This is a genomic window from Ktedonospora formicarum, assembly GCF_016587355.1.
In the GTDB taxonomy this organism is placed as follows: Bacteria; Chloroflexota; Ktedonobacteria; order Ktedonobacterales; family Ktedonobacteraceae; genus Ktedonobacter; species Ktedonobacter formicarum.
In genome coordinates this window covers 2,448,867-2,468,177 of record NZ_BNJF01000001.1, presented here as the reverse complement: position 1 = coordinate 2,468,177, position 19,311 = coordinate 2,448,867, and the positions used below count along the sequence as shown (strand labels likewise).

General features: G+C 50.2%; 15 protein-coding genes. 8 read left to right on the top strand and 7 right to left on the bottom strand.

Annotated elements, in window-relative coordinates:
* Nucleotides 1-94: 94 nt before the first annotated feature.
* Nucleotides 95-2,608: a ribonucleoside-diphosphate reductase subunit alpha gene (locus K3T82_RS10565; protein WP_220193437.1), complete on the bottom strand. Its 2,514-nt coding sequence runs from the start codon at nucleotides 2,606-2,608 to the stop codon at nucleotides 95-97.
* Between the two features lie 880 nt (nucleotides 2,609-3,488).
* Here K3T82_RS10565 and K3T82_RS10560 point away from each other — a divergent pair.
* Entirely contained in the window at nucleotides 3,489-4,889 is a 1,401-nt protein-coding gene (locus K3T82_RS10560; protein WP_220193436.1) for a helix-turn-helix transcriptional regulator, read from the top strand.
* Nucleotides 4,890-4,891: 2 nt separating this feature from the next.
* Here the strand turns inward: K3T82_RS10560 and K3T82_RS10555 are convergent, their stop codons facing one another.
* The gene (locus tag K3T82_RS10555; protein WP_220193435.1) at nucleotides 4,892-5,677 is read right to left on the bottom strand and encodes a response regulator transcription factor; all 786 of its coding nucleotides are present in this window, start codon (nucleotides 5,675-5,677) and stop codon (nucleotides 4,892-4,894) included.
* Nucleotides 5,678-6,046: 369 nt separating this feature from the next.
* Between K3T82_RS10555 and K3T82_RS10550 the strand changes: the two genes are divergently transcribed.
* Nucleotides 6,047-6,715 carry an HD domain-containing protein gene (locus K3T82_RS10550; RefSeq protein ID WP_220193434.1) on the top strand — a complete coding sequence of 223 codons (669 nt, stop codon included), beginning with the start codon at nucleotides 6,047-6,049 and terminating at the stop codon, nucleotides 6,713-6,715.
* 27 nt (nucleotides 6,716-6,742) lie between these two features.
* Here the strand turns inward: K3T82_RS10550 and K3T82_RS10545 are convergent, their stop codons facing one another.
* From K3T82_RS10545 to K3T82_RS10525, 4 genes are all read right to left on the bottom strand, one after another.
* Nucleotides 6,743-7,522 carry a metallophosphoesterase family protein gene (locus tag K3T82_RS10545; RefSeq protein ID WP_236031093.1) on the bottom strand — a complete coding sequence of 260 codons (780 nt, stop codon included), beginning with the start codon at nucleotides 7,520-7,522 and terminating at the stop codon, nucleotides 6,743-6,745.
* 169 nt (nucleotides 7,523-7,691) lie between these two features.
* Complete coding sequence (locus K3T82_RS10535) at nucleotides 7,692-9,584, bottom strand: serine/threonine protein kinase (RefSeq protein ID WP_220193431.1); 1,893 nt, start codon at nucleotides 9,582-9,584, stop codon at nucleotides 7,692-7,694.
* A gap of 253 nt (nucleotides 9,585-9,837) precedes the next feature.
* A complete protein-coding gene (locus tag K3T82_RS10530) occupies nucleotides 9,838-11,094 on the bottom strand; it encodes a serine/threonine protein kinase (RefSeq protein ID WP_220193430.1) in 1,257 nt (418 codons plus the stop codon).
* A gap of 329 nt (nucleotides 11,095-11,423) precedes the next feature.
* On the bottom strand, nucleotides 11,424-12,530 hold the full coding sequence (locus K3T82_RS10525; protein WP_220193429.1) for a dipeptidase: 1,107 nt from the start codon (nucleotides 12,528-12,530) through the stop codon (nucleotides 11,424-11,426).
* A 149-nt stretch (nucleotides 12,531-12,679) separates the two neighbouring features.
* Here K3T82_RS10525 and K3T82_RS10520 point away from each other — a divergent pair, with 149 nt between their 5' ends.
* The 6 genes from K3T82_RS10520 to K3T82_RS10495 all read left to right on the top strand — a co-directional run bounded on the left by K3T82_RS10520 (nucleotide 12,680) and on the right by K3T82_RS10495 (nucleotide 18,391).
* The gene (locus K3T82_RS10520) at nucleotides 12,680-13,036 is read left to right on the top strand and encodes an SUI1 family translation initiation factor (RefSeq protein WP_220193428.1); all 357 of its coding nucleotides are present in this window, start codon (nucleotides 12,680-12,682) and stop codon (nucleotides 13,034-13,036) included.
* A gap of 183 nt (nucleotides 13,037-13,219) precedes the next feature.
* A complete protein-coding gene (locus tag K3T82_RS10515) occupies nucleotides 13,220-13,684 on the top strand; it encodes a hypothetical protein (RefSeq protein WP_220193427.1) in 465 nt (154 codons plus the stop codon).
* A 158-nt stretch (nucleotides 13,685-13,842) separates the two neighbouring features.
* Complete coding sequence (locus tag K3T82_RS10510; RefSeq protein ID WP_220193426.1) at nucleotides 13,843-14,508, top strand: translin family protein; 666 nt, start codon at nucleotides 13,843-13,845, stop codon at nucleotides 14,506-14,508.
* Between the two features lie 446 nt (nucleotides 14,509-14,954).
* Nucleotides 14,955-16,163 (top strand): 1,4-dihydroxy-2-naphthoate octaprenyltransferase, encoded by a 1,209-nt coding sequence (gene menA, locus K3T82_RS10505; RefSeq protein WP_220193425.1) that lies wholly within the window; start codon nucleotides 14,955-14,957, stop codon nucleotides 16,161-16,163.
* 573 nt (nucleotides 16,164-16,736) lie between these two features.
* Nucleotides 16,737-17,192, top strand: coding sequence for a hypothetical protein (locus K3T82_RS10500; protein WP_220193424.1), 456 nt, complete (start codon nucleotides 16,737-16,739; stop codon nucleotides 17,190-17,192).
* A 329-nt stretch (nucleotides 17,193-17,521) separates the two neighbouring features.
* A complete protein-coding gene (locus K3T82_RS10495) occupies nucleotides 17,522-18,391 on the top strand; it encodes a hypothetical protein (protein ID WP_220193423.1) in 870 nt (289 codons plus the stop codon).
* 71 nt (nucleotides 18,392-18,462) lie between these two features.
* Here the strand turns inward: K3T82_RS10495 and K3T82_RS10490 are convergent, their stop codons facing one another.
* Entirely contained in the window at nucleotides 18,463-18,873 is a 411-nt protein-coding gene (locus K3T82_RS10490; RefSeq protein ID WP_220193422.1) for a hypothetical protein, read from the bottom strand.
* Between the last annotated feature and the right edge of the window lie 438 nt (nucleotides 18,874-19,311).

Genomic DNA, 19,311 nt, shown 5'->3' with positions numbered 1-19,311 from the left:
ATTTAACGTTGCATTGACACATTTGGGGTTTTGTGGAAGGTGTAAGTCAGAACATAATGAGGGCAGGAGGCGCTATACCCCTGCCGCGTATGTTTTACTGGCAAGCCTCACAATCCTCGCCGAGATTGCAGACCGCGCCATCGCCGCTGATCTCTAGCGGAGTGATGCTAATAGTCTGTTCCTGTTTCTCGCGCTCAACCTGGATCGCGCTTGATGGGCTGCTATTCTTCATCCAGCGTGGCTGAATGCCGAAGCGGTTGATATCAACAGTCGACTTCTCAACCTGGGTCGCAGCGAGCGTACGCAGATAGTAGGTCGTCTTCAAACCCTGCCGCCACGCGAGCGAGTACATGTCGCTAAGCTTCTTACCGCTGGGGTTGAAGAGGTAGAGGTTGAGCGACTGGCCCATATCCAGCCATTTCTGGCGACGGCTAGCGCACTCAATAAGCCAGTGTGGCTCGATGTCGAAGGCCGTCACGTAGCGCTGGCGAATCTCCTCGGGCAGGAAGGTCATCTCTTGTAAAGAACCATCATAGTATTTGAGCGCCTCAAGTGTGTTGCGGTCCCAGATCTCCAGGCGCTTGAGGTCGTCAACCAGGAAGGAGTTGATGGTTGTGAACTCGCCTGAGAGATTGCTCTTGACATATAGATTCTTGTAGCTAGGCTCGATGGACTGACTGACGCCCACTATGGATGAGATGGTCGCTGTAGGCGCGATAGCCATGACGTTGCTATTGCGCATTCCATGCTGCTTGATCGAGGCGCGAACCACATCCCAGTTCATGCTTGCGCTACGGTCCATCTCGACGGGCTCGCCGCGCTCGGCCTCTAGAAGATCGATACTATCAATGGGCAGGATGCCGCGGTCCCACTTGGAGCCCTGGTAGCTGCCATAGGCACCACGCTCGGCGGCAAGTTCGGACGAAGCGCTGATGGCGTAGTATGAGATGGCTTCCATGCTGTGGTCGGCGAACTCTACCGCCTCCTGGCTGGCATAGCTGATGCCCATCTTGTAGAGGGCATCCTGGAAGGCCATCAGACCCAGGCCGACGGGGCGATGGCGCAGATTGGCATTGCGTGCCTCGGTGGTTGGATAGTAGTTAATGTCGATGACATTATCCAGCATGCGCACGGCGGTACGAATGGTCTTCTGCAAACGCTCATGATCTAGATTGCCGTCAATGATATGAGCCGCGAGATTGATGGAGCCCAGGTTACAGACAGCAGTCTCATCGTTCGAAGTATTGAGCAGGATTTCAGTACAGAGATTGCTGCTATGTACCACGCCTGCATGGTCCTGTGGTGAGCGCACGTTCGAGGGGTCCTTGAAGGTAATCCAGGGATGTCCAGTCTCGAAGAGACGTGTTAAGGTCTTACGCCACAGATCCAGCGCGGAGACACGGCGGAAGAGGGTGATTTCGCCCGCATCGGCCATGCGCTCATATTCCAGGTAGCGCTTCTCGAAGGCTTTGCCATAGAGGTCATGCAGGTCGGGTACGATATCGGGGCTGAAGAGTGTCCACTGCTCATTGCGTGCTACACGCTGCATGAAGAGATCTGAGATCCAGCAGGCGGTATGCATATCGTGAGTGCGACGGCGATCATCGCCCGTATTCTTACGGAGATCAAGGAATTCCTCGATATCCAGATGCCAGTTCTCGATGTAGGCGCAGACAGCGCCCTTGCGCTTGCCACCCTGGTTAACTGCCACAGCCGTATCATTGACGACCTTGAGGAAGGGGATGATACCCTGGCTGGTGCCATTGGTGCCCTTGATATGGGCTCCGAGTGCGCGCACGCGTGACCAATCATTACCCAGTCCACCAGCCCATTTGGAGAGCAGGGCATTGTCCTGGATGCACTTGAAGATATGGAACAGATCGTCATCGACTGTTGTCAGGTAGCAAGATGACAACTGTGGGTGAGTGGTTCCGGCGTTGAAGAGCGTTGGGGTCGCGGACGTGAAGTAGAACTGTGAGAGCAGTTCGTAGAACTCAATAGCCCGCGCCTCTTTCTGATCTTCATTATAGGCCAAGCCCATTGCTACGCGCATCCATAGCAACTGTGGAAGCTCAAAGCGGCGTCCAGAATCTTGCAAGAAATAGCGATCATAGAGGATCTGTAAGCCGGGGTAGGAGAAGAGCAGGTCACGTTCGGGATGGATAGCATTGGCAAGCAGATCAAGATCATATTCCTGGAAGCGGGTATCCAGGTGACCCTTGCTAACACCCATATGTATATAGTTTGCGAGGTAGTCTTTATAGATAGTGGCTGCATCATTGAGTCCAACACGTGTCTCTTGGGTCGTTGAGAGAGCTTCATTGTAAAGTGTTATCAGCAGAATGCGAGCTGCGACATAGGTGTAGGCTGGCTCAAACTCGATGCTGGTACGCGTAGCCATGATCAGTGCCTGCCACAGCTCGGCATCTGAAATTCCAGCGTAGATAGTCGCATTGACTGATTGGAACAGCTGCGCCACGTCGACTTCTGGTCCAAAGCCCTGACAGACTTCTTCAAGGATCTGCCTGAGAGTCTGTGAATCGGAGGAGCTGCTCTGGGCAAGGCTGGACGCAGTTTTTACTTCAAATGTGTCTGAAACTTGAGACATGGCCTATTACCTCTTGTAAAAATACAATCAAAAAAGCCTGTCCAAAGCCGGATCAGGCTTGAGTAAAGGGTACAACAAATTGCTTCTTATGCGAAAAACCTGAGCATGTGCGTGTTCAGCAGCGCCAGGGCTCTGTACCCTCACATGAGAGTAGATTTTCGTCTAAGACCTCTATCAGCCAGGAGTGATGATCTATCTGCTTATGAGGGCCAGAAGCTATACTGTACACTCTTACCCATCAGGTAAACAATAAAGCTTTTATAAAGCATTGGGTTGCGTTTTAGGTCGCAAGATTATATCAAGCTGACCTGATATAAGTCATCAGCTTGATAGCATAAACCACAGGTTGTATATGTTTATTTGATTGGATAGTCTGGTAAAAATCAGGCTATTCTGTTCTGGTTGCGGTCGTCTTGCGGGTCACATTTGTGAGTGCCTTGTGTCCCCCGCGCGGTATTACACTAACATATGCTTTGAGAGAAGTCAAGGGCGTATGGGACCGATTTCTCAATATGTTGTGTCATCGGTTGTGCTGAAGAACAACATATAGTAGCAGTTTATGCATTAAGCCCAAGCATGTTGATAAAACATTGTTGTTCCTGGTTTGTTCTGAAAGGATTATTTGCCATCTGTGACGTTGTTGTTTGACTCTATGAGACCAGGAGGCGTGCCAAAGCGTCTGATGACTAAGGGGGAGTATTTGGGGACCAGGTACAACCTTTGGGCGAGACTACGGGCGTATCAGCGCGTTGGTTGGGTGATGGTGGCATAGGGTTCTCCCTTAAATAGCGATACTTTGTGCGCCACATGGATAGCCACCGTTTTGCTCCTGGGTATGATAAAAGTAGAAGCTATGTGGGCTGTTGCAAGAGGTAGGCTGATGATTGAAGAGCAGGACCTTCGAGGTTTGGATAGGAATAATTTTGAGAATGAGTCGCCAGTATCGCTAGCAGATGGATTGGAGCAACTCTATCGCTTATTGCTGGTGGGAGAGCGAAGAGTTGAGCGTGATGAATTATATGCACTCGCGCTTGAGCAGATGTGCGCTTTAGTAGAAGCCGAGCAAGCATGGCTCTATCGCTATCAGCCCGACGAGGGGCGCTTTGTGCTGGCAGCTACGCGAGGAGTTGCCGAGGGAACCGCAAGTATGCTGACATATTTACCTGAGGCGCGAATGCTTGAGGAACTGGCAGAGCGAGAGCCCGGAGAAACGTTAACCGCAATCCATGTAGAGGATGGTATACTCTGGCTACTGCCTCTGAGCTATGAACCTGGGCTTGCGGGTGTTGCCGCCTTCCTATTTCAACAACAAGAACGCCAGCGTCCTTTTCGGGCGGACATTCGCTTCTTGTTGAGCTATCTGGCGCGAGGAGCACTGCTACTGCTGCGCGAGAGTGAGACCCGAGAGACCTTGCAGGAAGAGAGCATTTTACGTGAGCGCGAGCGCTTAGAGCGTGATATCCATGATGGCCCGGCCCAAAAATTAACATTAGCATTGCTCAAGCTTGAATTCGCACAACGTCGGATGCAGAAAGCAGCCCAGAGTATCGAATCTCCTTTGCGAGATAAACTCGTCGAAGACCTGGAACAAGTACGCATGCTCTTACGCACTTGCATTGAGGACCTGCGTCATACTATTTCCTCGGAGCAACCTGTGCAGCTTGAACAAGAGAGTTTTACTAGCGCCATTAAGATGCTAGTTGACGAGTTCCGAGCACACAATCCAGAGATACACATTGAAATTTCGCACCTGCCCACGTATCTTGTTCAGCTTCCTCAAGAGGCAGAGACCACTGTCTTTCGTTTTGTGCAGGAGGCGCTGAGTAATGTACTCAAGCATGCCCGTGCCACTCAGGTCGTGGTTGAATCTCGTGTACAAGGCGAGTTCTTGCAGGTGAGCGTGCGTGACAATGGCGTAGGTTTTGAGACTGAAAGCGAGGAGAGCCTGGCTAAAGATTCGGGTGACAAGCACCTGGGTCTTAAGGCTATGCGTGAGCGTATTGTCAGTGTTGATGGCACCCTGGAGATACATAGTGGGTTAGAGTCAGGAACAATCGTTGTGGCTCACCTGCCCCTTACCATAGCTGCTCTGGGCCTGACAGAACGTGAGCGCGAGGTTGTACGGCTTATGAGTGAGGGGTTGACAAACCGTGCTATCGCCGAACGACTTCTTATCAGCATTGAGACCGTGAAGACCCATGTTCAGCATATCATGCGTAAGCTTCAAGCGAAGGACCGAATTCAAGTTGTCGCGCTGGCGCTACGATATGGCCTGAGCTGACTTTACTCTTTCTTAAGGGGGCGTGGCGTCATCTCTTCATCGGAGAGGAGTCCGTGGCGTAGGGCAAAGATAGCTACCTGCGTGCGGTCGCGTAAGTGAAGCTTCTGGAAGATGATCGAGAGGTAGTTTTTCACTGTCTTTTCGGAGTAGGAGAGACGTTCGGCGATTTCTCTATTGCTAAAGCCAGCGGCCACATAGCGTATGATCTCCAGTTCTTTCTCTGTGAGCAGGTCAATTGCCTGATTGCTACTGACCGTATCGGCGAGGCGGCGAAACTCCCCGACGATAGCACGAGTCATTTCGGGTTTGATGGCGAGCCCTTCGGTGTAGACGGTGCGAATAGTCTCGGCGACCTCATGGGCCGAGGCTGTCTTTGGGATGTAGCCCCGAGCCCCATTCTTCATAGCCTGAAGCATCTGCTGATTCTGGCGGTACATTGTGAGCATGATGACTGCAATATCGGGAAACTCCTGCACAACCTGTCTTGTTAGCGTTATACCATCCACAATCGGCATCATGATGTCCATAAGCACGACATTGGGATGGAGCTTGCGGATCTTCTGAAGCGCGTCAAGTCCATCAACTGCTTCGCCGACAACCTGAAGGTCATCTTCAAGCGAGAGAAGATGCCTTAGTCCCTCGCGTACCAGAGTATGGTCGTCTACTAACAGGACTGTTATCAGACCTGTCGTTTTGTGATCATGGGTCCCGTGCTGCCTTTGTGTATCAGGACCGTTCTCATGATCATCTGGAATTGGTGGGGGAAGCGACGAGGGATGCTCAGTCATGGCTATGTTATACTTCCTAGCGTCTAAGAAACATAGTACATGCTATGTCTCGCCTCTGAATGTGATGAAACTAGACTACACCTTATACGAAAACCTGAGTGCGCCGTGCCCTCACATGGGGGCGAGGGCCTAACTATGTCAGTGGCGTAGATTTTTGGCTCACTCATTGTTCATGCACGCTTTTGCATTGTTCTCTCTTGTAGTATAGCAAGCAAACGAAATGGCCCATCCTTCCACCGGAGAGGTTGGTGGTGGGATAAATCATATATTTTATGTTAACTCCTTGTGCGAAAAAAATGAGCACGAAGCGCTAGCGCGCCAATGGCATAGGCATTTGTAGAGGATCTGAGTGAAAGGCTGACTACTCCAATGACAATGGCTTTTGAAGAGCAGAGGACTATAGAAGCAATCTATAATGATGTCAAGGAGCGCTTTGCGCCTCTTAGGGACCTTGCTCATGGTTGGGATCACGTCGAGCGCGTCTATAAACTGGCGAATATGATTGGGCGTCGTGAGCAGGGAGACCTATTTATCATTGGTATGGCGGCCTTGATGCACGATTTAGGGCGTACAGCTCCCAGTGAAGCGGGGCGGCATCATGCGGATCTTTCGGTCACTCTCGCGCGTGAATTGATGTCACGTCATAACATCCCTTCCGAGCGGCAAGAGGCAATTGTGCATGCGATTGTAGCCCATAGTTTTAGTAAGGGGATTGAGCCGAGTACCCTGGAAGCGGGGGTTGTGCGCGACGCTGATAGGCTGGATGGTCTGGGAGCCATAGGCGTTATGCGTTGGGCGATCACGGGTGCGGTGCGCCAGGGACGGGGAAGTGAAACCACCGCTTATCATCCCGATGATCCCTTCGCGCGCCAGCACCCGCTCGATGATGAGCGCTATATGCTTGACCACTTTCCCAAGAAGCTCTTGAGGCTGGTGGAATCGATGCAAACCGAGACCGGGCGATCACTTGCCTGGCGTCGAACACGTTTTATGGAAGAGTATCTCGACGAGTTTCGTAAAGAGTTAGAGTTATCATAATTGTCTGTCCCCAGCTCGGCGTTCGCTCTACTCGTCTCGCGACCAGCGCTCCTCTGCCATACGCTCGAAAATGGTCATGGCCTCAGTCGCCGTTGGGATTTTGAGGATGTTCTCATCTGCGAATGCCTGGGCCTGGGGATACCCACTCGCGCGCACCTCTAAGGCTGCTGTCTCACCATCATAGGGAGTATATTGGAATTTATAGCCCTGGGAGTCTAATAGTAGCCAGTACGCGCCAGGTTGCTCAGCATAAGGCATTCCAACGCTTCCCGCATTAAGAATGCGTAGATTGCCAAGCTTTAGTTCGAACTGAATGTGTGTATGTCCACAAACGATAGTATCATGCCTTGCCTCGGAGAAAATGGTCTCCAGTCGGGCCTGAGGAGTGAGAGGCGTAAAGATCTCCTCGTCATTGCGTATGGTGGCATGGCAAAAATTAACTTCTCCCAATCCTTCAACCTGCATCTCAATTTGCTCTGGTAATGCTGCCAGGAAATCTCGCTGAGTGGATGTGAGTTGTCTGGCAACCCAGTGTGTTATTGCGCGTCCCTCATCTGACATCGCAGGGGCAAAGGGCTGACCATCAAAGGCCGCGACAACCTCGCGGTCTCCATTCCCGCGAATAAAGTGAGCACGTTCTCCAAGCTGTAAGAGGCGCTCCAGGGTTGCCCCGGCATTGGCCCGGAGACGATATCGCCACCAATAACAATCAGGTCTGGCTGTACCTCTTCGATCTCTGCCAGGAGCGCGTTTAGCGCTGGCAAATTTCCATGGATATCGTATAGCGCCGCAATTTTCATCGTTCACACCTCTGCCTTTCAGATATATGAGTGAGGTCAACCACTATGGAGTGGCGTGACTATTACTCTTCCTACCATAGCAGAGGGTGGCGGATGAAAGAAGAGGATATCTATGCTTGTAGCATAGATAAAGTAATTTTGTAAGCAAATAGCAATCAAAATGTCTGTCTGACTGCTTAGAGCTTGTAGAGTTTGAGATCGTTAAAGAGCCCATCGCCATTTTGTTGGGGCGCGAGGGTTCCTGCGGTCAGAGCTATCTGTCCGCTACTATAAAAGCTGTCGCTTGTTTCGCCAACGAAGATTCCATTGATATAGAGCTTAAAGTCCGCATTACGAGCGATGGCGAGCAGGGTATTGCGCTGCCCCAATTTGATGGCGGTGCTTATTGTTGGACGTATTAGATCAACATAGTTGACACCACTGCCGACGTCATGGCGACGGAAGAAGAACTGCCCTTGATCGTTGATTTCAAAGTCATAGAATTGCTCGCCATTGAGGCGTAACAGCATACCAGCGTTGTTGCCGTTCAGTAGTGTAACGTCCACCTGGAGCGCGCCATCGTTGAGAACCTGGTTTCGGAGCGGACATGGCTGCAAATAGTCACTCTGCTTTACCAACACATGATAGCCGTCATTCTGGAAGGAGCAGTGATTGGCAACCTCATTCAAGATTCCATCCTGGTTTGAGGTAAGCGGATTAGTCAGCATCGGTTCCTGGCTAGTAAGTGTCGCGACGGGTCCGGCTGTGGCTGTTGCCGCTATGTTAGAGTTTGATGTGTTCCGGGCGGTTGCGGTTATTGTTGGCATATCGTTTGTATGCTGGGCATTGCTATGAGTTACGAAAATATAGTAGATAAAAGCCATTGGTAACCCTACAATGAGGAGTAAGCCAATTAAAATAATGCTCAAGATCCTGATCTGGCGTTTGCGTAGCTGGCTCCGTTTGCGAGCGGCAAGCGCCGCACGTGAGGGTGGAATACTTCTTGCTCCCGATGAGTGTTCCGTATATACAGGCTGTGAACCATGATATGGGGTTATTTTCCCACTTCTGGGTGACGCTGTAGGTGGAGACAGAGTATTGGTTGGTAGTACCAGCCGTTCCCGACTCGTATGCTTTGGAGTTGGTCTGGAGGGATGGCTTGGGGCTTCTGGTTCCTCCCTATAGCTAGTTTCTTCCTCGCCTGGTTCTTCTTCGGGTTCAAAAGAAGTCCCCTCATAGAGTTCTTCTTCGTTATCCATTGTCAGTATCTCAGGAGAGATCAGCGCGATCTGAAAATCATCTGCCATCTCACCAACTGATTGATAGCGATGTGTAGGATGCTTCGCGAGGGCACGCATGACGACATAGTCGATAGCAGGCGAGAGATTAGGCTTCCAATGTGAAGGAGGGCGTGGGCGCTCACGAATTTGTTTCCAATAAACGGCGATTGGCGTCTCGGCGGTGAAGGGAAGACGCCCTGTGAGCATCTGGTAGAGCACAACACCCAACGCGTAAATGTCGCTACTGGTAGTTGCAGGCCCCTCTGCGAGATCCGGTGCCATGTACTCTGGCGTGCCAAGCAGAGTCCCGCTTTGAGTAAGCGTCATTTCCTGGGTTGCTTCCAGGGACTTCGCGAGACCGAAATCGGCGAGATAGGCATAATGGGGGTCGCGCATAAGTATGTTCGATGGCTTGATATCGCGGTGAATGATTCCCTGGTCGTGTGCCGTTTGTAATGCATCAGCCAGTTGATACAAGATCTCACCGGCATGGGCAGGTGAAAGCGCACTCTTTTTAATCAGGTGCCGAAGAGTACCCCCCTTAATGTGAGGCATGACGAGATAGTGCCAGTGGTCTTGTGTGTCATAGTCGTATGCAGGCAGAATATGTTCATGAGAGAGACTATCAATAGCTCCTATCTCGCGCCTGAAGCGCTCGATAAAATCTGTATTGTCTTCATGAACAACTTTGATGGCGACTTCTTGGTCCCGCTCATTATCGCGAGCCAGGTATACGCGTGCCATGCCGCCTTTGCCGAGCAGACGAATGATTGTATAAGGACCGAGTTGTGTTCCCTCTAATTCAGACATGCTTGTTGTATGCTTCCTCATCTACCGGGTCGTGGAGGGAGCCGGTGGGGTAGGGTGTTTAGCCTGAAGAGACTCTTTTATCGTTGGGCCTGGTCCACACGGGCATACCGCCAGGGAGGTCCAGGGGTAGGATCGTCAGCGGGTTCAAACGCTAAAGCGCGCATTATGCCAGTATAGAGCCTGAATGGACTTGTGTCAACTTTTCAATCTGCTGTCCATAACTCAAGCGCTTCGCGGGCCATAAGTAGTAAGGTTATGGCTTAGGCTTGCCCTTATCATGTGATGGGCCACCTTTCTTTTTGGGATTATCGCCTTTCTCCTCCTGATCTTTTCCTTTATGGATGGCTGGGGAGGCTGGCCCAGGCGGGGCGCTCTCCTCGCTTTTCTGAAAGTTGCTTCCGGCTGCACTCTGATGATTGTTAGATGTATCTTTTGAGGATGCATGAATTGATGCTCCAGGTATGGCTGTAGGTTGCACAATCGTCGCGTTTAGCGATTGCGCCGGCGTCATATTGGTACCTAGAAGCATATAAATGGAAAGACCCAGAAGCAGTGGAACCATCATCGTGATTGCTAGTGTGGATCGGCTGTGTTCTCGAAGTTTGGTTCCAGCAGATGTCAGGAATATGGGCACTTCTGTCTGGGGCATAGTTACTGTGGTAAGTGTCTGTTCGGTAGTGGCCTGACGTTCATTGAAGTTGGTAAGCGCCTGCCGATAGGCACTGGAGAACTCAATGGCCGACTGATAGCGTGAGTGTGGCTCTTTGGCCATGGCGCGCATGACCACACGCTCTATTTCTTTTGGGATAGCATGATTGCGTCGAGATGGGAGTTGGGCTCTCTCTGAAAGGTGCTTCATAAAGGTTCCAACTGGGCTGGTCCCTTTAAAAGGGACGTCACCTGTGAGCATCTGGTAGAGTAGGATGCCCAGTGAATAGAGGTCGCTGGCCGGGGTGGCCTCCTCTTCCGCCAGTTCTGGAGCCATGTATTCGGCTGTGCCGATTAAATAGCCACTCTCGGTGAGGCTTTCAGAGGTGTCTGTAAGATTCTTGACCAGACCGAAATCGGCGAGATAGGTATGTTGCCCATTGCGCATAAAGATGTTTGAAGCCTTGATATCGCGATGAATGATGCCGTTGTCATGTGCGTATTGAAGCGCTGAAGCAATCTGTTCAAGGTAGATGCCAGCCTTTTCCAATGAGAGCGGTTGGTGATGGATATAGTCCCGTAGCGTTCCATGGGCAACATAAGGCGTTACCAGGTAGCACCAGGGGCCAAATTCACCATAGTCTAGCGCGGGCAAGATATGTGGATGGTGTAACGAGGCTATGGCTTGTGCTTCTCTCTGAAAGCGCTGGCAGTATTCCTGATTACTACTATGTACGAGCTTAATCGCAACTTCTTGTTCTGTATGTAGGTCATGGGCGAGATAGATCTCCGACATCCCTCCCTTGGTGAGATACTGGCGGATGGCATAGTGAGCGATAATCGTGTTTTTTATATCATACATAATATTTCCCGCACTTCCTAGTTTGTGAGTAAAATTTACAGCGAAATGCTTGCTTGCCCCTCTTAAGAGCTAGTGAGAGCTAGTGAAAATATTTTATAAACACCTACCTACACGCATGAACACCAGATTTCGTGTCACTATTTTATGGTATACCGGAGGATGAAAACGTGGGTGTATAGGCTGGGTGAGGGCAATTACGCGTATAAAAGCGAAGTCGAAAATCTATATATGGTCATATAGCTGTGGGGGAGGATGAGGAGGTAATGTTGAAGAAAAAGAAATCGGGCATAGAGATAGACATGCCCGATTTCTGCTGATTAGATTGAGTATTAGGAAGCTGGCAAAGCGCGACTCAAGAAGCGCTTCCAGTTTCCGCCCATAATATTGAAGATATCATCCTCTTTATAGCCTGATGTTTTCAGTATGTCGGCAATCTTCACAAAGTCAAGCGCGGTATCGAGCTCTTCAGGAGTTTCATCACGACCGAAACCTCCATCAATGTCGCTGCCAAGGCCAACATGAAGCGCGTCGCCACTGATCTGACAGACGTGATCTATGTGACGTACAACCTGCTCCAGGTGAACGGGGAAGCGATGATTCCGTTTCCACTCACCATTGAGGAAAAAGTTTCCGGGAACCATACCAATAACCGCGTCTCGCTCGATGAGCGCACGAATCATATCATCAGTTAAATGGCGGTCAGTTGGCGTGTATACGCGACAGTTGCTATGACTTGCCATAACAGGGCCAGAGTAGAGATCAAGCGCCTGCCAGAAGCTCTCCTCGGCACTATGAGACATGTCGAGGATGAGGCCAACCCGCTCCATAACCTTAAGTAAGTCTCGTCCAGCACTCGTAAGTGGCCCTGGCTGGCTGGTGCCCCCTGAGTAGCGTGTTCCATGCCATGCCAGTCCGACGATACGGAGACCCTGTTCGTACCATGCTTCGGCCTCCTCTGGCGTGCGAATAGGGTCCGCACCTTCCATAAGTGGAACAATGCCGAAGGGGCGTTGGGGGTCGTCGGGCGAACTGACCTGCCAGCTCGTCAGGTGTGAATGCAGGTCTTGCTGATTGAGCACAAGCGAGACACCGGGTTCGTTGGCAAGTTCCTGATAGTAGGCGAATTGCGCCTGTCCAATCCGGTAAGCTTCCTCGGCAGTGGTATATGCCTGCGTGAGTGGTTGGGTGCAGGCTGGTATATGTACCTCTGAGAGAGGCTCGCAAAAAATAGTGGCGAAGACCAGGCTGAAGCCTCCACGGCGTAACTCTGGCAAGCCTGACATCGCGATTCCGCCTGCTCCCAGCGTAGGATGGGCCGCTGGGTGTCCCGTGTAACCCTCTTCCCGCTTGCGGGTCTCGTAGACTGAGCGGCGGATATCACGATCCCATTCAAGCGCGTTATAAGCAATATCTTGATGTGCGTCAATGATAAGCAAGATACATGATCCTTTCCACAAAAAAATAGGTGTATTGCCCAACATCTATATGATAACTGATCTGACCAGGGCCTGAAACATGTATTCAGGCTGAGAGACCTCTATGATAAGATAAGAGCGGCGCCAAACACGAAAGGAAGGTCTCATGTATGCCAGATCGAATCGTCTACACGACCGATAGTGGTCGTGTCTCCACCTGCCCTCGCTGTGGGCAACCCTACAAGAAGTGCCGCTGTAACGAGGCTCCGAGTTCCGCGCCAGCAAAGAAGAGCGATGGCTTTATACGTATTATGCGCGACCGGAAGCAACGTGGCGGAAAGACCGTCACAGTCATTAGTGGATTGCCTGGTGAGAGTCTGGGTGAACTTGCCCAGCAGTTTAAGAAACTTTGTGGCTCGGGAGGCACCATCAAAGAGGGAAATATTGAGGTTCAGGGTGACCATTTAGAGAAGGTTGAGGGGAAGCTGATCGCGCTTGGCTATAAAGTAAAGCGTGTTGGTGGTTGAACGCTATATAAAAGCGCGATGTACTTGATTTGAGTCGGTGCGAAGTTGGACTTCGCACCGACTCTTGCATAGAGGGCAACATTGCATTTCCGCCTTTCCGCTTCTGGGATGTATAGGAAGAATAGCAAAATGAGAGGTGAATATCATTCTATATCTGTACTATCGGGTAAGCGGGAGAAATGTGTGATGAACATTCATGAGCAGTTTGAGGAATTTCTAGCAAAACTAGGAGTCGAGATGGAACGACCAGAAGATGGACAGAGAGAGCGCGTTGAGCCCACGTATGACGCAGATGACGCTCGCCCTGAAGTCTCTATCTTTCAGGCATCTCGCGACCATTATGGCGTTTTTTATCGCCTGGATGTAGTGGAGCAGCGACCTGAATTGCGTGTGATTGTGCCTGCTGAGCGCGGCAAGACAAAAATGCACATTTACCTTGTGCGATTAAGTGAACATATGCCACTTAGCGCTACTTTTGTCGATATGGCGGTATACGAGGGAAGTGAGACTTTTGAACGTGGTCGTGAAGCTGCCTGGCAGCATTTACTCTATGCGACTGCTGAGATTATGAAGCAGCTCTTCTGGGCTGGAGACCTGGAATATATGACCTTTCCTGAAGAGATCGAGGTCTATCCTCTGTTGCGTTAGCAACAAACAAACCTCCTGCTTCCATAGCCATAGTAGGGCATGTCTCAGTATGTCCTACTATACATGCTCATAGTTGTGAATACCTATATCTACTCAGTTTGTGGTGTGCGCCTTCTTGCTATGGTACACTATCAGTATCACAGAAAGGATGCAAGGGCATGCCCGACAATCTTGATCGTATAGGACAACAGGCTATAGAGCATCTCTCACTCAAACATGCAGCACGTGAGGAAGCGCTTCCCAAATCACGCCGAGTCATTCGCTGTTGTGCCAATAGTATTCGCGCTACGCATCGTCATGAACGCGCGAGTGCCACGGAACTGATAGCTCAGGCCCATCAGCTACTCCGTGAAATCGAGTCAAGTCTACAGAATCACCAGGATATTTATTATGCTGGCTTTGTGCATGATGCGCAAAAAGAATACGCGGAGGCGGTGTGTTTTGCTGCCTTGACGCAATATCAGGCCCTTCCCGACGCGGGAGAACTGGGTATTGGCTGGGCCGCGTACCTTAATGGGTTAGCTGAAGCGGCAGGCGAACTACGACGCTATCTCCTCGACCAGTTACGACGGGGCAACCTCAACGATTGCGAGAATTATCTTCAGTACATGGATGATATCTATGCTTTGCTCATCTCTGTTGATTTCCCCGATGCCATTACATCAGGTCTGCGCCGTACAACAGATGTCACACGCGGCATTCTTGAGAAGACTCGTGGAGATCTAACAACTGCTATGAGGCAGGCCCAACTTCAGCAATCGATTCATGAACTCTATCAGACCTTACAACAGACCAGTTCCGCTAAGCAATCTTCTGAGCAGTAGGAGGCGAAGCACACGTTTAGGGCCATCCTTTAAGCTCACATAAATGAACGTATTGATGGTTCTGCGCGCCTCCCATTTATGCCTATCTTTGCTACATAATAGCATGTATATACTTGCAAAGAATGCTTTCCTGGTTCTGTATACTAAGAACAGTATTAAGAATTCTAGGCTTATAGGACGTGCTTGGTCTCTTCATAAGATCGCCAGAGAAAGGTTCTACAGAAACGAACCCGTTTGGGTATGCCAGGCATGATAGTGGCTAGTGCTAACGCACTCGAGTCTCAGATAAGGCGCGAGTAGTAGGGAGCAGTGCCTCTATTCCCTATGGAGGCCCGCACGTCTCATTTTTTTTGTCAAATGTTGTATTGTAGGTATCCACAACGTCCTTCTTAATTGAGAACGAAATCATTTATTCTATTCATTGATCTATGCCGAGAGGGAAGCGTATGGAAAAAGAAGAGCAGAAGAAACAGAACATGGGAGCCACAAGTAATGAGAGCAAGAGCTCTAAGTCTGGCGCGGCTGCTCCCATTGTTGATGCGGTAGACGAAAAGGCTGAGCGCCTACCGACAGTCCCCCTGGAATCTTTAAAAGCTATAGGCGAGCTTGAGCCGCCTGCTATTTCTGTGCATTCGATCGAGTCGACACGCGATTTTAGCGTGCCAACTCCCCTTGTTGTGCAGCCCGCAGAATATCACCGTACATTGGGTGAATGGCTACGCATTTTTTTGGATGGAGTACGTCCTACGTATCTGGCAATGTCGCTCTTTCCCTTCCTCTTCGGCTCGGTGCTGGCGTGGAGTGAGCGTGCTGGTAAGGAGACGTTGCTAGGTTTGTTCAAACCTGCTTTTGTGTTAGGTCTGGTGGCTGTTCTACTTATCCACCTGGGGGCAAACCTCATTAACGATTACTATGACTACATTCGTGGTGTAGATACCAGCAATCCGTTAGGACCTGGCGGACTTATTCAGCAAGGTTTGCTCAAGCCAACACGTATCCTGGCTATAGGTCTCCTTTTTCTAGTTCTGGGGGCGATAGCTGGGGCTAGCATGGCTATTGTGTGTGGCGCCTGGCTTCTGGCCTTGTTTGGTCTGGTTGGTCTGGCATGTGCTTATTTCTATAGCGCGAGCAGCAAATCAATTTCGTCTCTCTGTCTGGGGCCGGTAGCTGCATTGGTTATCTTTGGGCCTCTGGTGACGATGAGCGCATATATCGCGGAAGGTGGCAGTGACCTTCGCAAAGTGTTTATCTATAGCCTTCCCTTTGGATTGCTGGCTGCTGCATCCCTGCTAGCAAACGATATGCGCGACCTGGAAGGGGATGAGCAAGCACACAAATATACACTCGCTAATCGTCTTGGCCTGAAATGGAGCCGCTGGCTTTTCCTGGCACTGCTCATGATACCTTATGTAATTGTAGCGGCACTGAGTATGCCGTCGCATACGCCTCATTGGTTTTTAACTGTCTTCTGGACTTTGCCATTGCTCGTCAATATTGTGAGTGGGGTATTGCGTGCGGATAATCCCAATAGCCTGAATCTGGTCTTCCGCGCTATGTTACGCCAGAATAGCTGGTTTGGCCTGTTCATGGTTCTGGGGTTGATTGTCTCGACCCTGATATCAGTGCTGTCTTTTATGCCTCATCTAACGCGCTAATGCGCAGGTTGCTATTTGCGCTAGCTTGACAGAATAAAGTGCTTTGAATCCAGCATATCTTGCCAAATATGAAATGAGAGGTGGAGGCAAGGAGCTGGATTCTCTTTACCAGGAGGTTGTCTTTCCGTTTCCCATTTCATTTAAGGGTGCTGCGACACTTGCGGCTTCATACCTTTGATGGCGCTGTGAAGCGGAAAGACTAAATGCTCTTGTACGCTTCCTCTGCCCTGTCGCTACAGGTAGCGTGTGTTAAATATATGGGTAACCGCGCTTCAAAACACCTGATCTAATAAGATACTATGAGTTGCCACCAAATTCCTACTGAATAGATGCTGAGCGGTAGCCATTCGGGCCATTTACAAGGCAAAAGCACTGTGCTACACTTCGCTTAGTTGCAGTAACCTCTTTCAGTCCACAGTAGAGAGCACTGAAACGCCTGACTTTATTTGTTGTTCGCCATTTCGCGACTCCTCTACCGTGGCATGTGTTTGATCTGTATGCATTATTGTGTGCATGACTCCTGGCGGTTCGGCTCAGATCACTGTTTGCGATTGTTTCACAAGGAGGTGCTCTATGGCTGGCTGGGAAGACGAATTGGCTGCGTTGTTACGCGAGCTTGGTGTCAAACAAGAGAAAGCAGAGACACCATTACAGCAGCGGGGCAGGTCCATTCCCCAACCCGACGACACACAACAACGAGATTCTATTGCAGATGTGCTTCCCTGGAGTACGGAGCAAGCAGCAGACTTTGCTGAAGACGATAGCACCTGGGTTGATGATCTAACTTCGATGCGTCGCGAAGTAGATGCAATTGTGGATCAAGTAATTCTTCTTATGCAACGTGGTGGTCTCGAAAGCTCTCTCAAGGAAGACATTATGGTGGTCTTGCGTGCCTTGCGACGTCGTGTGCTTTCATCGCAAGCATTAGCCTCTCAAGACGAAGCAAGTTACCTGGAATCTGCTACTGCAATGCTGCATTTTTGCCGCTTAGTTTTGCAGTTGAGCGAAACGGCGACCGAACAAGACTGATTTCTTTGTGGTGCGACCCCCCTCACTGCTGACGACATAATGTAAGTCTTCGGGCCGAATGACAGAATTACCACAAATCTCATATATGTCCCCGCGCATTCCCATATTTTCATGACTCTATCCTTCTCGGCCTCACATGTTACCTTTATTGGTACCTATAAATACTTGTGTCTTCATGTTCCTCACCGCGCGAATGAAATTATTGAAGACTCCTTATGATCTGTGAATTGCCTGTGTGCCGCTTGACTTTCGGAGAGGTGCATTCAAATACTATACTGAATCGTGTAGAACATAGTATGTGTTTTAAGTTGAGCGAGGAGTATGTGCGCATGCCAAAATTAACACAACAAGAAATCCGAGAACCCGCAAATTCGAAACCCTCTTTGAGTGAGTCGCTGCTTGAACTGGCAAACACTCCCTATACACAAAATATTGTTCAGCGTGGCGAAGAACTGGCTGACGAGTTAAGGGCGCGTGGGCGCAAACTTTCCTCTACTGTGAGCCATAGAGGAAACCAGTTGCGCGAGGAGCTCTGGACACAGGGCGAGAATTTGCGTCAAGAACTGGGCGGATATGGTGAACAGGCCGCTCATGAACTGGCCCGGCGACGTGAGAGGGCGATGCGTGATCTCTCTCGCTTTAGTGAAAGGGCCGCGCGCAAGGTCTCAAAGCGAAGCAAGAAGGCTGCAAGAGCAGTTTCAAAGAAGAGTAAGAAGATCGACCGGAGCCTGGATGCATATCGCCAACGCCTGGCACAGGGCATTAGTGAGCAAGATGGTAGGTTCTGGGCAGCTATTGGTTTTGGAATTGGCCTAGTCGCGACCGCGCTTGCCGTGATCCTGGTTGTGCGCAAGCGTATGCAGCGTACTCATGTAAATGAAGATGAGCACGTTGTATTGGGGCTCGATGGTCACGTGCAAAAAGAAACCGTTGAGACGGCCCATGGTACCATCCATGCAGTTCGTTTTCAGGGAGAGCGACCATCAGAAGGCGAGCTTGCTGCTCAACTGCCTGTTGTGACTGAAGAAGATGCCAGCGTAAATCCGCAGGCGAAGCTGGTTGGGGTTATCAGTCAGAAGCGCTACTATCCTGTTGGAACAGCTAGGCAGTTGACTTCTGATACGATCACGCCTCTAGATATCATCTACTTTGAATCTGAGGTTGAGGCGCGTTCACAGGGATATGAGCCTGCTGAGTAGGGGTATGTCTCAAGAAAAATGTATAGGAAAGAGGCAAGGGAATAATCCCCTGCTTCTTTTCTATACCTGCCTTATTTATCAGAGTGACGTCCTCGACGGTATTGTTTGGGAAGCGTATCGTCAGAGAAACCCTCGTTAATAAGCCCATGTTGGTAGAGGTAGCGGAGATACGCTAGTTGTTGCTCAAAGGTTGAGGCGGGCTTCTTGGGGAGAGCGTTTGAAGAGACATCGGTGTTTGACTTGATAGGGGACTTGAGTTGTGCTGGAGGTGGATCTGAAGGGGGCGATTGTTGTTCAATAGCTACTGAGGTCATGCCCGTTTGAGGCAATGGTCCTTCGGATGGAAAGGTTTTCATCGTATCGGAAGTTGAGGAGGCATTGCGCAGAGTTGTTAACTGTGAATGGTTGGTAGTATCTGTGTGTCTCCAGGGCCACCATGCGAACATCTTACGCACCCATCGTTGAAGCGTTTGTGTGATCATGATGTTACCTCATTCTTCGCAGCGGGTAATCAGCAGTGGTTACCCTTAAATGACCTAGATGCGGCTGAGGGGTTAGGGTTCTTGATGCAGAAATCGAGACTGTTTCTCAAAATAAATTGAATGCCAATGAATGACATAGAAACATATTAACACATCACCTAAGGGGCGTCAATCACGCCTAGGGTGAAAATCCCGGGCATCTCATGCTGATGAGCATCTTGCTTGCATTTTTGTGCCATGCGTGCCATAATCTATAAGTCAGATTACCTCCCAAAAAAGCTTGTCTTTTGACTATTATTTTGCGTGCAAGCGCGACCATATGGGCGCCGTATATGCCAGGATTTGCACCGGGAATAGTCATGGCTCGTAGAGAGTTTCTATGTTGTAGATAGGGAGGTTCTGAGGGGTGATTTGACTCACTGGGAGTTCGAGTGTCTT

Bases quoted from the DNA above. Each gene is read 5' to 3' on its own strand.
- K3T82_RS10565 (WP_220193437.1), bottom strand. From the start codon at position 2,608: ATGTCTCAAGTTTCAGACACATTTGAAGTAAAAACTGCGTCCAGCCTT.
- K3T82_RS10560 (WP_220193436.1), top strand. From the start codon at position 3,489: ATGATTGAAGAGCAGGACCTTCGAGGTTTGGATAGGAATAATTTTGAG.
- K3T82_RS10555 (WP_220193435.1), bottom strand. From the start codon at position 5,677: ATGACTGAGCATCCCTCGTCGCTTCCCCCACCAATTCCAGATGATCAT.
- K3T82_RS10550 (WP_220193434.1), top strand. From the start codon at position 6,047: ATGACAATGGCTTTTGAAGAGCAGAGGACTATAGAAGCAATCTATAAT.
- K3T82_RS10535 (WP_220193431.1), bottom strand. From the start codon at position 9,584: ATGTCTGAATTAGAGGGAACACAACTCGGTCCTTATACAATCATTCGT.
- K3T82_RS10530 (WP_220193430.1), bottom strand. From the start codon at position 11,094: ATGTATGATATAAAAAACACGATTATCGCTCACTATGCCATCCGCCAG.
- K3T82_RS10520 (WP_220193428.1), top strand. From the start codon at position 12,680: ATGCCAGATCGAATCGTCTACACGACCGATAGTGGTCGTGTCTCCACC.
- K3T82_RS10510 (WP_220193426.1), top strand. From the start codon at position 13,843: ATGCCCGACAATCTTGATCGTATAGGACAACAGGCTATAGAGCATCTC.
- menA (WP_220193425.1), top strand. From the start codon at position 14,955: ATGGAAAAAGAAGAGCAGAAGAAACAGAACATGGGAGCCACAAGTAAT.
- K3T82_RS10500 (WP_220193424.1), top strand. From the start codon at position 16,737: ATGGCTGGCTGGGAAGACGAATTGGCTGCGTTGTTACGCGAGCTTGGT.
- K3T82_RS10495 (WP_220193423.1), top strand. From the start codon at position 17,522: ATGCCAAAATTAACACAACAAGAAATCCGAGAACCCGCAAATTCGAAA.
- K3T82_RS10490 (WP_220193422.1), bottom strand. From the start codon at position 18,873: ATGATCACACAAACGCTTCAACGATGGGTGCGTAAGATGTTCGCATGG.